Raw genomic sequence first — 13,433 nt, 5'->3', positions numbered from 1 at the left:
ATGCGTCCCGACGCGGTCGTCGTGGGGTCGGGGCCCAACGGGCTGGTGGCCGCCGTCCTGCTGGCCCGCGCCGGGCTGCGGGTGACGCTGCTGGAGGCGGCCGATCGGTTCGGCGGCGGGCTGCGGTCCGCCGAGCTGACGCTGCCGGGGCGCGTCCACGACATGGGGGCGACCGTGATGGCGATGGCGCTGGCCTCGCCGGCGTTCCGTGAGCTGGGGCTCAAGGGGGTGGAGTTCGCGCACCCGCCGCTGCCCGCCGCCCACCCGCTCGACGACCGGCCCGCGGTGCTGGTGCACCGCGACGTGCGGCGTACGGCGCGGGGTCTCGGCCGCGACGGGCCCGCCTGGCTGGCGAGCGCGGGCGCGGTGGCTCGCGGCGGTCTCCCCCTCGCCGAGCTGCTTCTCAAACCCCTGGGCCCGTGGGGGTCCTTGCCGGTGTCCGCGTTCGTACGGGCGGCCGCCTTCGGGGCCGTCGCGGCGCTGCCGGCGACCACGTTCGCGCGCACGGCGTTCCGTACGGTCGAGGGGCGGGCGCTGCTGGCCGGCATGGCGGCGCACTCGCTGCTCGACCTGCGTGCGCCGCTCACCACGGGCTACGGGCTCATGCTGGCCTCGCTGGCGCACCTCGTGGGGTGGCCGGTGGTGCGCGGCGGGTCTCAGGTGCTGGCCGACGCGCTGGTGGCCGAGCTGCGGGCGCTCGGGGGCGAGGCGGTGAGCGGCCATCGCGTACGCCGGCTGGCCGAGCTCGACGCGCCCGTCGTCGTCCTCGACGTGACGCCCCGGCAGTTCCTCGCCATGACCGATGACCTGCCCGGCGGCTACCGGCGGCGGCTGGCCCGCTACCGCCACGGGCCAGGCGTGTTCAAGATGGACTGGGCGCTCGACGGCCCGGTGCCGTGGCGCGATCCGGCCGTCGCGGGCGCGGGCACGGTGCACCTGGGCGGCACGCTGGAGGAGATCGCGCTGAGCGAGGCGGAGACGGCCGCCGGGCGGCACTCGCCCCGCCCGTACGTGCTGCTCGTCCAGCCGCACACGGCCGACCCGGCGCGCGGCGGCCACACGTTGTGGGCCTACTGCCACGTCCCCAACGGCTCCGCCAGGGACATGACCGACGCCATCGAGACGCAGATCGAGCGCTACGCGCCTGGCTTCGGCGACCGGGTGCTGGCGCGCCACGCGATGGGCCCCGCCGCGCTGGAGGCGGCCGACGCCAACCTGGTGGGCGGCGACATCTCGGGCGGGCTCGCGAGCCTCGGCCAGTTCGTCCGCCGCCCGGTCTGGTCCCCGGCGCCGTGGCGCACCCCGCTGCCGGGGGTGTTCCTGTGCTCGTCGGCCACGCCGCCGGGCCCTGGCGTGCACGGCATGGGCGGCTGGCAGGCCGCCCGCCTGGCCCTGCGGCCCTGACCAGGTCAGGAGGGCGCGGCGGCGGCCTCCTCGGCGAGGGCCGCGGCGAAGGCGTCCACGTCCTCCTCCGTGGTGTCGAACGCGCACATCCAGCGCACCTCGCCCGTGGACTCGTCCCAGGTGTAGAAGCGAAAGCGCTTCCTCAGCCGGTCGGCGACGTCGGCGGGCAGCACGGCGAAGACCGCGTTCGCCTCGACGGCCCTGCTCAGCCGCACCCCGGGGACGCCTTCGACGGCCGCGGCGAGCCGCCTGGCCATGGCGTTGGCGTGGCGGGCGTTGCGCAGCCAGAGGTCGCCGGAGAGCAGCGCCTCGAACTGCACGGACACGAACCGCATCTTCGACGACAGCTGCATGTACGTCTTGCGCAGGTAGTCGACGCCGGTGGCCGCCTCGGGGTCGAGCACGACGACCGCCTCGCCGTACAGCAGGCCGATCTTGGTGCCGCCGAAGGAGAGCACGTCCACGCCGGCGTCGGTGCTCAGCGCCCGCAGCGGCACGTCCAGCGCCGCCGCGGCGTTGGTGAGGCGCGACCCGTCGAGGTGCACGGTCAGCCCGAGCCCGTGGGCGTGCGCGCACACCTCGGCCAGCTCGTCGGGTGTGTAGACGGTGCCCAGCTCGGTGACGTTGGACACCGAGACCACCTTCGGCTGGGCGCGGTGCACGTCGCCGAATCCCCACGCCTGCCGGTCGATCAGCTCGGGTGTGAGCTTGCCGTCGGGCGTGGGCACGGTCAGCAGCTTGATGCCGCCCGCCACCTCGGGCGCGCCGCCCTCGTCGGTGTTGATGTGGGCGGTCTCGGCGCAGATGACCGCCTCCCAGGGCGCGGTCATGGCCCGCAGGGAGACGACGTTGGCGGCGGTGCCGTTGAACACCGGCCACGCCTGCGCCGTCTCGCCGAAGTGCCGCTGGAAGACCTGCCGCATCGCCTCGGTGTAGACGTCGTCGCCGTAGGCGACCTGGTGGCCGCCGTTGGCCGCGGCGATGGCCTGGAGGATGTCGGGGTGCACCCCGGCGTAGTTGTCGCTGCCGAACGCCTTGAGCCGGGGGTCGTGCCGGGGAATCAAGAGGTGAGGTCCATTCGGGTGCCGTTGATCTCTTCTGCCGGGCGGTCGTAGAGGCCGCCGATGGCCGCTGCCAGGTCGTCGACGTCGGTGAACCCCGCGAACTTCGCCTCCGGCTTCGCCGCCCGCATGGCGGCGTTGACCAGGGCCTTCACCACGAGGATGACGGCCGCGCTGCCGGTGCCGCGCAGCGCGTCGGCCAGGGAGAGCGTCCACGCCTCGGCCGCGGCCTTGGCGGCGGCGTACGCGGCGCCACCGGCCTCCGGCGCCTGCGCGGCCTGTGCGGAGACGATCACGAACCGGCCGTTGGCGCTGCGCCGCAGCAGCGGCTCGAACGCCAGCGACACGTGCTGGAGCGTGCGGACGAGCAGATCGTGCAGATCGTTCCAGTCGTCGAGACTGGTCTCGGTGAACGAGGGCGCGCCGCGCCAGCCGCCCACCAGGTGGACGACGCCGTCGACGTGGCCGTGCTCGCGCTCGACGCGGGCGGCCAGCTCATTGACGGCGGCGCGGTCGAGCAGGTCGCAGTCCTTCCTGCCGACCTCGATGACGGTGTGCCCGCCGTTGCGGAAATATGCCGACACCGCCGCGCCGGTGGGGCCGCCGGCCCCGGTCACCAGGATGATCATGCGCGGAGTCCCTTAGTCGATTCGACCACGTCCGTCAGCTTACGGCGCAGGGCCTCGTAGAACATGCTCAGGGGGAACTCGTCCGGCAGCACCGCGTCCACCTTGGCCTTCTGCTCCTCGGGCAGCGCCGCGATCCCCTTGGCCCAGGTGGAGGCGGGGTGCGGGGCCACGTACGCGGTGACCAGCTCGTACGCCGCCAGCCAGTGCGCCAGCTTGGACCGGTCGATGCTGTCGCGGTAGAGCTTCTCCACCTCACCGCGCAGGTCGGCCACACCGATGGCGACCCGCTCCCAGTCGATCGAGAGCCGGTTGTCGGTCCAGCGCACGATGTCGTTGCGGTGCAGGTAGGCGAAGAGCAGCTGGCCGCCGAGCCCGTCGTAGTTGCGCACCCGCTCCCCCGTGATCGGGAAGCGGAACAGCCGGTCGAACAGGATCGCGAGCTGGACGTACCGGGCGTACGGCACCCCGCGCCGCTCCAGCTGCACGGCCTCGCCGAACGCGGTCAGGTCGCAGCGCAGCTCCTCCAGCGAGTACAGCCAGTACGGCATCCGCTGCTTGATCATGAACGGGTCGAACGGCAGGTCACCGTGGCTGTGGGTGCGGTCGTGGACGAGGTCCCACAGCACGTACGTGTCCTGGGCCAGCCGCTGCGAGGCGAGCAGCCGTTCGGCGTCCGGCGGCAGGTCGAGCCTGAGCGTCTCCGTCGCGGCCTTGGCGACCCGGCGGAAGCGCGCGGCCTCGCGGTCGGCGAAGATGCCGCCCCAGGTGAAGCGGGCCGGCGTGGTGCGCACGGCGACCGTCTCGGGGAACAGCACGGCCGAGTGGGTGTCGTAGCCGGAGGTGAAGTCCTCGAACGCGATCGGCACGAACATCGGGTTGTCGTAGCCGCCCGCCTCCAGCTCGGCGAGCCAGCCGGGCCAGATCGTGCGGATCCAGACGGCCTCCAGGTTCCTGTTGGGGTTGCCGTTCTGGGTGTACATGGGGAAGACGACGAGGTGCTCCAGCCCGTCCTCGCGCTGGGTGTCGGGGTGGAACAGGTCGAGCGAGTCGAGGAAGTCGGGCACGCCGAGCCCCTGGGCGGCCCACTTGGCGAGGTCGTCGCGCACGGCCTGGAGGTAGGCGGCGTCGTGCGGGAAGTGCGGGGCGAGGTCGGCCACCCGCTCGGCGACGGCCGCGACCAGCTCGCCCGCCCGCTCCTTGTGCTCATCGGGCACCGAGCCGTCCTTGACCTGCAGCGGGCGCAGCTCCTCCACGACCTCCTTGAGCCGGGCGAACGCCGCGGCCTTGACCTCGTCGCGCTCGGCACGGCCGGCCTCGTCGCCGGGGACGCGGGCGGCCCACGTGATCACGTTGCCCCAGAGCCTGCGGTGGTCGTGGTCCTCGATCGAGTCGTCGCCGAACAGGTCGGAGTCGGCGAACACGACGACCCGGCCTTTGCCGTGCCGCAGCGCGACGGCCAGCGGCGCGCCGGCCGGCGCGGCCGACGGCGAGCTGCTGAACAGGACCTCGGCGTCCTCCGCGCTCAGCACGCCCGAACGGTAGAAGCAGGCCGTACGGACGCCGGCCAGCAGCCCCGCGTCCGTGGAACGTTCCGCCAGCACCCAGGTCGCCACGCCGCGGTAGGCGTGGCCGGGGTCGCGCACGGTGGTGTGCTCCACGCGCACGCCGAAGCGGGCCAGCAGGTCGGCGAGGTTGTTGCCGTACTTGTCCTGCTCCTCCTCGGCCAGCACCACCAGGCCGCCGCCGTCGCCGACGTACGCCTCGATCGCGTCCAGCTCGGCCGGGGTGAAGACCGGGCTCCCGTGGCCGGTCGTGCGCTCCCAGCGCGGGTCCGACGGGTGCGCGATCACCAGGACGTCCTGGGCGGCCAGCGTCTCCGCGTCGAGCGGGCCGCCGGTGTGGGCGGCGACGGTGTGCCCCAGGTGCCGCAGCAGCCCGGCCGCGCGGGCGTAGCTCGTGTCGTCGGGATGGGCGAGATTGACGGCCTCCGCCAGCTCGCGGCGGATGGTCCACGACTCACTGTGCGCCTCGTCGAACAGCACCCGGGGGAACGACTCCATGAAATATCTCCTGTATCTACCGCCTTATGCCGAAAAATATACACACACCTCTCGCATGCTCCGCCAATCCCTCCCGAATGGCGAGACACTTACGCGGCTCCCGGCCGTACGACGCCCGTCTCGTACGCGAACACGACCGCCTGCGCCCGGTCCCGCAGCGACAGCTTCATCAGCACCCGCGCCACGTGCGTCTTGACCGTGGCCTCGCCGACGTACAGCTTCCCGGCGATCTCCGCGTTGGTGAGCCCGCGCGCCATCAGCCGCAGCACCTCCAGCTCGCGCGGCGTCAGCTCGTCCAGGGCGGGCGAGTGCACCGGCTCGGCCCGCCCGGCGAACGTGGCGATCACCCGGCTGGTCACGGCCGGGTCGAGCAGCGCGTCACCGGCGTGCACGACCTTGATGGCCTCGATGAGCTGCTCGGGCGGCGACACCTTGAGCAGGAACCCGCTGGTGCCGGCGCGCAGCGCGGCGTAGAGGTTCTCGTCGGTGTCGAACGTGGTGAGCGTGATGATCTTCGGCGGCGACGGCGCGCCGAGAAGCTCTTCGGCCGCCGACAGTCCGTCCTGGCGCGGCATGGAGATGTCCATGAGGACGACGTCCGGCCGGGTGCGCCGCGCGACGGCGACGGCCTCCCGCCCGTCGGCGGCCTCCCCGACGACCTCCATGCCGGGGTCGCTCTCGACGACCATGCGCAGCCCGGCCCTGACCATCGCCTGGTCGTCGGCGATCACGATGCGAATGCCCACAGGCGGAGGGTAGACGCCGGGCGTCCCCCTGAACACCCGCCGGACGGGCGTGCCAAGCCGGTCGCAAGCGGGTTCCAAGATCAGGGCACGTGGACGCTCTGCCTGATGCGGGCCTGGACGGCGTCGTCGCAGGTGGTGCGGGGACAGAAGTACATGACGAGCATGGTCTTGGGCTCGCGGTCGATCACGTAGCTGACGAAGCCCAGCCTGGTGCCGGTGCCGGGGTCGTGCAGCGAGCCGTCGAAGCGGGTGGCCGGGCTGTTGCCGGCCTGGTCGAGCACCGGCTTGCCGAGGTCGACCCGGCCCGGCAGCAGGGCCTCCATCTTGGGTTTCATCAGCTCGGACGTGCCGCTGGCGTCGAGGGTGTCGGAGACCTGGACGTACACGCCGGACAGGCTCTCCGGGTCGTCGCCGAAGATCTCCGCGATGCGCGACCAGTCGGCCCCTGGACCGGCCACGAACAACTGCTCCAGCTCCTGCGCGTGGGGCGAGGCGACGGCGAAGAGGTCCTGGTGGGTGCGGACGGTCCAGTCGCCCGGGTAGTCGAACGTGAGCGGAGCGGCGGCGCTGGTCTTGTAGCGGGTCCAGGTCTCGCCGCGGTTGTTCATGATGACGACGGCGACCAGCGCGAGCGCGGCGACGGCGGCGACCAGCGTGGCCACCACGACGGGCAGCCGGCCCGGCCGCCTCCTGGCGGCGGCGGGCTTCGTGGGAGGAGCGGCGCCGGGCCCCGTGGTCGGTCCCGCCGTCGCGGTGGCGCGGGGGGCGGGGGCCGCGAACGACGGCACGGAATGCGGGCCCGAGTGCGGGCTGGGGCTGGGCCTCGGGATGAGGTGCGGCCCCGAGCCCGGCCCGCCGTACGGGTCGTACGCCGGCCCGCTGATAGCGTCGCGCAGGGCGGCCACGAACTCCGAGCAGGTGGCGTAGCGCTGCTCGGGCGACTTGGCCAGGGCCCTGCTCATGACGGCGTCCACCTGGGGCGGCAGCTCGGGCCTGATCTGCGACAGCGGCACCGGCTGCTCGGCCAGGTGGGCCCAGAGCAGCGCGATGTCGTTCTCGCGCTGGAACGGCAGCCGCCCCGACAGCGCCTCGTAGACCACGCAGGCCAGCGCGTACTGGTCGCAGCGGCCGTCGATGTGCTCCTTGTTGATCTGCTCGGGCGACATGTAGCGGGGCGTGCCGATGAACTGGTCGGTCTGCGTCAGCCCCGAGATGGACGAGCGGTGCTTGGTGATGCCGAAGTCGGTCAGGTAGACGTGGTCGCCGGCCAGCAGGATGTTGGCCGGTTTGACGTCGCGGTGGATGAGGTCGTGGGCGTGCGCGGCGTCGAGCGCGGCGGCCGTCTGGGCGAAGATCTGGTTGGCCGGGCCGAGCGGCAGCGGGCCGCGGTCGTGGATGAGGCGGCGCAGGTCGAGGCCGTCGACGTAGCGCATGGCGATGTAGAGCACGCCGTCGGCGTCGGCGTTGGCCTCGTAGATCGGGATGATGTTGGGGTGCTCGATGCTGGCGACCGTCCTGGACTCCAGGATGAAGCGCTGCCTGAACCTGTCGTCGACGCTGAGCACCGGGTTGAGGATCTTGAGGGCCACGCGGCGGCTCAGCCTGGGGTCGAGCGCCAGGTAGACGACGGCCATGCCGCCCTTGCCGACGATGTCCTCGATGTAGTACCCGGCCACCTCCTGGCCGATGAGCGATCTTTCGTTCAATGGCATCACGTCTCGATGGGGTGGCCGCAGTAGCCGCAGAAGCGGTGCGCCGGGCCGAGTCTCATGCCGCACGAGGTGCAGTATTTGATCGCCGGGTCCGGCGCGGTCATCACCTGCTGCTGCTGCGGGACCACGTGGAACGGCTGGGACCGCCGCACGACCACGGTCTGGTCGGAGCCTTGGTCGAGTGGCGGGCCGGCCGCCAGGGGCTGTGGCGGTTCTGTCGGTAGTTCAGGAGTGCGGCGGCGCCACAGCAGATACGCCCCGCCGCCGGCGGCGGCGAAAAGTATCGCGGCGGCCAGGATCAGCGGCCACAACGGGGACGAGGGCTCCATCTGCCGCGCCGTCGCGCGCCTGGTGCCCTGGTCCTCGGGGCCGCCCCGCTTGGCCAGCGAGGTCTTCAGCAGCTCGGCGGCCACCACGTTGCCCGGATAGAGCTCAAGCACGCGCTGGAAGCCGGGCGCGGCCTCGGTGTAGTACTGCGTGTGGTAGCGGGTGAGCGCGGCCTCGAAGGCCGTGTCGATCGCGCCTCTGCGCGGCACGACCTTGGCCTCGGCCAGGATGCCGGTGACCTCCCTGACGCCGATCATCCGGCCTTCCCTGCCGCCGCCGACCAGCAGGCCGATGACGTGGCCGTCCTTGTCACCGATCACGGGGGCGCCGACCAGGCCCTTGTCGGCCAGGCCGCCGAGCTTGACCGGCTCGTCCACCTTGTTGTCGGGATCGGCGAACGGCCGGCCGCCGTCGCCCGCCGCGCCGCCCTTGCCGAGGTGGGCGATCTCGACGGTGTGCGTGACCTTGGGCCCAGGACGGCCGAGGAAGCCCGCCACGTTGGTGGGCGAGCCCGGCTGATCGGGCACCTTGTCGGCGAGCGGCGCGGTGGGCATGCCGACGCCGCCGGCGGACGGGGTCTCCGGCACCAGGACGGCCGGGGAGTCGGGCTTCGGCCCTGCCTTGATGCACGTGACCTTGAAGCCGTCGGGGCTGGCCGGTGAGACGTTGGGGAAGGCGGTGATCTCGGTGGTGACGTCGATGATGCAGGTGGCGGTGTCGCTCTCGGGCGTGTAGCACTGCTGGAGGTGGCGGTCGAGTATGTCGTCGTCGAGGCGGTGCTTCTTGTAGTCGGCGGGGATCTTGACCTTGTGGTGTTCCGCGAAGATCTTGTTGGCCGCGTAGACCTCGACGTCGTCGGGGTTCACGGCCAGCCGGCGCAGGGCGACGATCGTGCCGTCGGGGCTGATGACCGTGCCCGTCCCGGCGGCGAACGGGATGTCGTAGGACCGCTCCACGTGTTTGAGTTCGCCGACGTGGTCGAGCAGGGTGATCTCCACATGGGAGACGGCCTCGAGGCGTACGACGGCGGGGCTCACCAGGTCGGTGATCCCGCTCGGATGTTCGTGCGCCGACGCCGGCAGCGCGATGAGGACCACCGCCACCGCGATGCCACCGGCAAGGGCTCTGAAGCGCGCCATCTCTCCGCTCCAAACGCACGACTAGGACCAGCGTCCCAATCAGGTGCCGTAAGTCAATAGACCGCTACGTAGACAAGCGCTTGCTCGGGGACATAACGTACCTGAATGGGCATCACGATCGGCGTCGATGTCGGCGGCACCTTCACCGACGTGGTCGTTCGCAGCACGTCCGGCTCGATCTCCGTGGCCAAATGTCTGAGCACCCACTACGACCCCATCGCGGGGATCGTCACCGGCGTTACGCGCGCGCTCGCGGGGAGCGACCCCGCCCAGGTCACGCGGGTGGTGCACGCCACGACCCTGGCCACCAACGCGGTACTGGAACGCACCGGGGTGCGCGTCGCGTTCGTCACGACCTGCGGTTTTCGTGCCACGATCCCGCTCGGCCGGTACGCCCGCGTCGAGGAGGACCGCTACGACCTCCGCTTCACCCCGCCGCCCCCGCCCGTCTCCCCCGGCGACTGCTTCGAGGTGACCGAGCGCGTCTCGGCCCGCGGCGAGGTGCTCACGCCGCTCGACCCCGATGCGGTACGCCGGGTCGCCGCCGAGATCGCCGCCCGCGGCATCGAGTCGGTCGCCGTGTGCTTCCTGCACTCCTACGCCAACCCGGCCCACGAGCGGCAGGCCGCGGCGATCCTGCGGGAGTCGGTCAAGAACGTGGTCGTCTCCTCCGAGGTCTGGCCCGAGATCCGCGAGTACGAGCGGGCCACCACCACGATCGTCTCGGCCTACGTCGGGCCGCTGATGGCGGCGTACCTGTCGCGGTTGCGCGAGCGGCTGGCCGGCATCGGGATCCACGCGCCCGTCCACGTGATGGAGTCCGGCGGCGGGGTGCTCTCCGCCGAGCTGGCCGCGCGGCGGGCGGTCGCCACCATCGAGTCGGGGCCCGCCGCCGGGGTGCTGGCGGCGGCCGGGGCCGGCTTCGCGGACGCGATCTCGTTCGACATGGGCGGCACCACCGCCAAGACGTGCGTCATCAGGGGCGGGCGGCCGGAGATCACGCACGAGTTCCACGTCGGCGGCAAGGGCAGCTTCGGCGGGCGGCGGGCGGGCACCGGCGTGCCGATCAAGACGCCCGCCATCGACCTGGCCGAGGTGGGAGCGGGCGGCGGCAGCGTGGCCTGGCTCGACCCGGCGGGCGCGCTGCGCGTCGGGCCCCGATCGGCGGGCTCCTCCCCCGGTCCCGCCTGCTACGGCCTGGGCGGGGACGAGCCGACCGTCACGGACGCGAACCTCGTCCTCGGCTACCTGTCCTCGGCCTCCATCCCGCTCTCCCCCGGCCTCGCCGGGGCCGCCCTGGACCGGCTCGCCGGGCCGCTCGGGGTTGCGCGGGAGGAGGCGGCGTACGCCGTGCACACGATCGTCAGCGCCTCCATGGCGTCGGCGGTGCACGTGGTCACCGTGCAGCGGGGCATCGACCCGCGCGGGTTCGCGCTGGTCGCCTTCGGCGGGGCCGGGCCCATGCACGCGGCGCGGGTGGCGGAGCGGTTCGGGATCGCGACCGTGGTGGTGCCGCCGTACTGCGGGGTGGCCTCGGCGGCCGGGCTGCTCGCGGGCGCGCTGTCGGCCGACCGGGTGCTGACCCGGCTCGACGCGCCGGACCCCGAGGCCGTCTTCGCCGCGCTCGCCGCCGAGGCCGCCGACGACCTGGACGTCCCGCTCGCCGCCGCCACCATGACCCGCTCGGTGGACGCCCGCTTCCGCGGCCAGGCGCACGAGCTCACCATTCCCTGGACCGCCGACCGCGCCGCGCTGGAGTCGCGGTTCGCGCGGCGCTACGAGGAGGTGTACGGGATCGCGCAACGGGGCGAGATCGAACTGGTCAGCTACCGCGTACGCGTCACCGTGCCACCCCCACCCATGGAGGGCGCGGACGAGCCCGTGGCGACGACGGGTGGGGCGCCGGGCTCGCGGCGGGCGTACTTTCCCGAGTGCGGGGGCCATGCCGAGGTGCCCGTGCACACCAGGGAGACGCTCGGGGGCGCGGGCGCGCTCTGCGGTCCCGCCATCGTCGAGGACGCCGAGTCGACCATCGTCGTGCCGCCCGGCTGGACCGCCATGATCACCGGCACCCGCGCCGTCCGCCTCACCAGGAGGAGCGAGCCGTGATGGACGCCCTGACCGCCGAGGTGCTGCGCAACGCGCTCGTCGTCGCCGCCGAGGAGGCGGGCATCGTGGTCGTGCGGTCGGCGTACTCGACGTTCATCGTGGAGGGCTCCGACGCCTCGGCCGCGATCCTCGACGTACGGGGGCGGCTGATCGCCCACTCCATGGCCACCACGCTGATGAACAGCATGGCGCTCAAGGTCGCGCTCCCCGAGCTGCTGCGGGACTTCCCGCCCGAGACCATGGCACCGGGCGACGTGTACGCGCTCAACGACGCCTACCGGGGCGGCGTGCACACCAACGACCTGCTCGTCTACCGCCCGGTCTTCGTGGACGGCGTCCCCGCGTACTTCACCGCCACCATGATCCACGTCTCCGACCTCGGCGGCCTCTCGGCGGGCGGCATGGCCCCGCTGGCCACGGACATCTTCCTGGAGGGCCTCCAGCTCCCGCCGGTGCGCCTGGCCACCCGCGACGGCCTCGACCCGGCCATCGAGGCCATCCTGCGGGCCAACAGCCGCACCCCCGGCAAGGTCGTGGGCGACGTACGGGCCCTCGTGGCGGGCACCGCCGTCGCCGCGACCCGTCTGGAGGCGCTGATCACCGAGTACGGCGTGCGCGGCCTGGCCGAAGGCGTGGATGACTACCTCGACCACACCGAGGCGCGGACGAGGGCGGCGCTCGCGGAGCTGCCCTCCGGGCGGTGGGAGGCGGCGTACCCGATCGACGACGACGGCATCGATCCCGAGAAATCACATCACATCCGGGTGGCCGTCGTCCTCGGCGACGACACCGCGCGGCTCGACTTCACCGGCACCGGCCCGCAGGTCCCCGCCGCCATCAACGCCTCCGCGTCGCAGTCGCTGGCCGCCGCCGTGTTCGCCGTCCGCTGCTTCCTCGACCCGGCGATCCCCATGAACGACGGCTGCCTGCGCGCCATCGACGTGCACCTGCCCGAGGGCAGCCTGCTCAACGCCCGCTCCCCCTACCCCTGCGGCGGCCGGTACGTGCCCGTCTACGCCGCCATGGAGGCCGTCTTCCAGGCGCTGTCCGACGCGGTGCCCGAGCGTGCCATCGCGGCCGGCGGGATCCTGCAGCCGTTCTCGATCGCGGCCGTCGGGGCGCCGTACTGGATCCATCTGTCGTACGACTTCGGCGGCGTCGGCGCCCGGCGCGGCCTGGACGGGCCCGACGCGACCGGCGTGCACTTCGGCATCGGCCGCAACTCAGTGCCCCAGGCCGAGCCGGTGGAGAGCCGCTGCCCGATCATCGTGGAGTCCATCGAGACCGTCCCCGACTCGGGCGGCCCCGGCCGCTACAGGGGTGGCCTGGGCTCCCGCACGGTCTACCGCTTCCTGGCCGACTGCCACGTCACCACGCGCGGCGACCGCCTCCGCCTCCCGCCACCGGGCCGCGAGGGCGGGCAGCCAGGCCGGGTGGGCGGCTTCTACCGCCGCCACAAGGACGGCACCGTGGAACGCCTCCCCTCAAAGGCGAACAACGTGCGGTTCACGGTCGGCGAAGCCTTCATCGTGGAGACAACCGGCGGCGCCGGCCTCGGCCCACCCACGGCCCGCGACAGGTCGGCCATCGAAACAGACCTCGCCACCGGCCACATCACCCGACGAGGCGCCGAAGAGGACTACAACTTCACGGGAGTCTGGTCAGATCACCGGGATCGAAGCTGACGGCAAAGGGAACCGACAAACTGGCCTGAGCACCGGCCCTGAACACAGCCGGCTCGGCATAGGAGTCGCCATCGAGCTCGTAGACGTGCAACGCAGGCCCCTGCCCCGGTTCCAGCCGCCAGTATGCAGGGATACCCGCCGCCGCATAAGCCGCGCTCTTGAGATTTCTGTCCGCCGCCGCAGTTCCAGGACTGACGACCTCCACGGCCAGCAGCAAGTCCGTCGGTCGGAACATCAGTCTCACGGACTCAACCGCGACCTTCGGCACGACCACGAGGTCGGGAATGTAGAAGTCGCTGTCACTCGCCCGCACATTGACCGTTGACAGAACCGTCAGGTGAGCGGGCTTAGCATCACACAGGATCGTCTGCAGGACGTAGATGATGGCCTGATGGACGGGGGTAGGGGCAGGACTCACTAGCAGGCTCCCGTTGAAGAGCTCGTATCGGAACCCGTCATCCGGGATCTCGAGCAGGTCGTCGACGGTGAACGGCGCGCTGAGCGCCTCGGTCCGCGCGACGTGCTTGGCCGGTTCGATCGTCGCCATTGCGGTCACCCACT

At 72.4% G+C, this 13,433-nt stretch carries 10 protein-coding genes; 3 read left to right on the top strand and 7 right to left on the bottom strand.

The features are described from left to right. On the top strand, window positions 1-1,404 hold the full coding sequence (locus AB0K12_RS13245; protein ID WP_364559428.1) for an NAD(P)/FAD-dependent oxidoreductase: 1,404 nt from the start codon (window positions 1-3) through the stop codon (window positions 1,402-1,404). Window positions 1,405-1,409: 5 nt separating this feature from the next. Here AB0K12_RS13245 and AB0K12_RS13240 read toward each other — a convergent pair whose 3' ends face one another. From AB0K12_RS13240 to AB0K12_RS13215, 6 genes are all read right to left on the bottom strand, one after another. After that, window positions 1,410-2,468 (bottom strand): low specificity L-threonine aldolase, encoded by a 1,059-nt coding sequence (locus tag AB0K12_RS13240; RefSeq protein ID WP_364559426.1) that lies wholly within the window; start codon window positions 2,466-2,468, stop codon window positions 1,410-1,412. Next, window positions 2,465-3,094 carry an SDR family NAD(P)-dependent oxidoreductase gene (locus tag AB0K12_RS13235; protein ID WP_364559423.1) on the bottom strand — a complete coding sequence of 210 codons (630 nt, stop codon included), beginning with the start codon at window positions 3,092-3,094 and terminating at the stop codon, window positions 2,465-2,467. The genes AB0K12_RS13240 and AB0K12_RS13235 overlap by 4 nt, the downstream gene beginning before the upstream one ends. Further along, complete coding sequence (locus tag AB0K12_RS13230) at window positions 3,091-5,154, bottom strand: DUF6421 family protein (protein ID WP_364559420.1); 2,064 nt, start codon at window positions 5,152-5,154, stop codon at window positions 3,091-3,093. Before AB0K12_RS13230 ends, AB0K12_RS13235 begins: the two co-directional genes overlap by 4 nt. 89 nt (window positions 5,155-5,243) lie before the next feature. Further along, on the bottom strand, window positions 5,244-5,900 hold the full coding sequence (locus tag AB0K12_RS13225) for a response regulator transcription factor (RefSeq protein ID WP_364559417.1): 657 nt from the start codon (window positions 5,898-5,900) through the stop codon (window positions 5,244-5,246). A gap of 80 nt (window positions 5,901-5,980) precedes the next feature. Continuing rightward, complete coding sequence (locus AB0K12_RS13220; RefSeq protein ID WP_364559415.1) at window positions 5,981-7,612, bottom strand: serine/threonine-protein kinase; 1,632 nt, start codon at window positions 7,610-7,612, stop codon at window positions 5,981-5,983. Then, the gene (locus tag AB0K12_RS13215) at window positions 7,612-9,078 is read right to left on the bottom strand and encodes a zinc ribbon domain-containing protein (protein WP_364559412.1); all 1,467 of its coding nucleotides are present in this window, start codon (window positions 9,076-9,078) and stop codon (window positions 7,612-7,614) included. The genes AB0K12_RS13220 and AB0K12_RS13215 overlap by 1 nt, the downstream gene beginning before the upstream one ends. A gap of 105 nt (window positions 9,079-9,183) precedes the next feature. Here AB0K12_RS13215 and AB0K12_RS13210 point away from each other — a divergent pair, with 105 nt between their 5' ends. Continuing rightward, on the top strand, window positions 9,184-11,187 hold the full coding sequence (locus AB0K12_RS13210; RefSeq protein ID WP_364559409.1) for a hydantoinase/oxoprolinase family protein: 2,004 nt from the start codon (window positions 9,184-9,186) through the stop codon (window positions 11,185-11,187). Further along, entirely contained in the window at window positions 11,187-12,872 is a 1,686-nt protein-coding gene (locus tag AB0K12_RS13205; protein ID WP_364559832.1) for a hydantoinase B/oxoprolinase family protein, read from the top strand. The genes AB0K12_RS13210 and AB0K12_RS13205 overlap by 1 nt, the downstream gene beginning before the upstream one ends. Here the strand turns inward: AB0K12_RS13205 and AB0K12_RS13200 are convergent. Further along, complete coding sequence (locus tag AB0K12_RS13200; protein WP_364559406.1) at window positions 12,835-13,419, bottom strand: Uma2 family endonuclease; 585 nt, start codon at window positions 13,417-13,419, stop codon at window positions 12,835-12,837. The two genes, AB0K12_RS13205 and AB0K12_RS13200, sit on opposite strands and share 38 nt — an antisense overlap. Window positions 13,420-13,433: the final 14 nt, after the last annotated feature.

The organism is Nonomuraea sp. NPDC049419 (assembly GCF_040676995.1).
Classification (GTDB): Bacteria; Actinomycetota; Actinomycetes; order Streptosporangiales; family Streptosporangiaceae; genus Nonomuraea; species Nonomuraea salmonea.
Note: the sequence above shows the minus strand (reverse complement) of the source record. Positions and strands in the feature narration are given on the sequence as shown.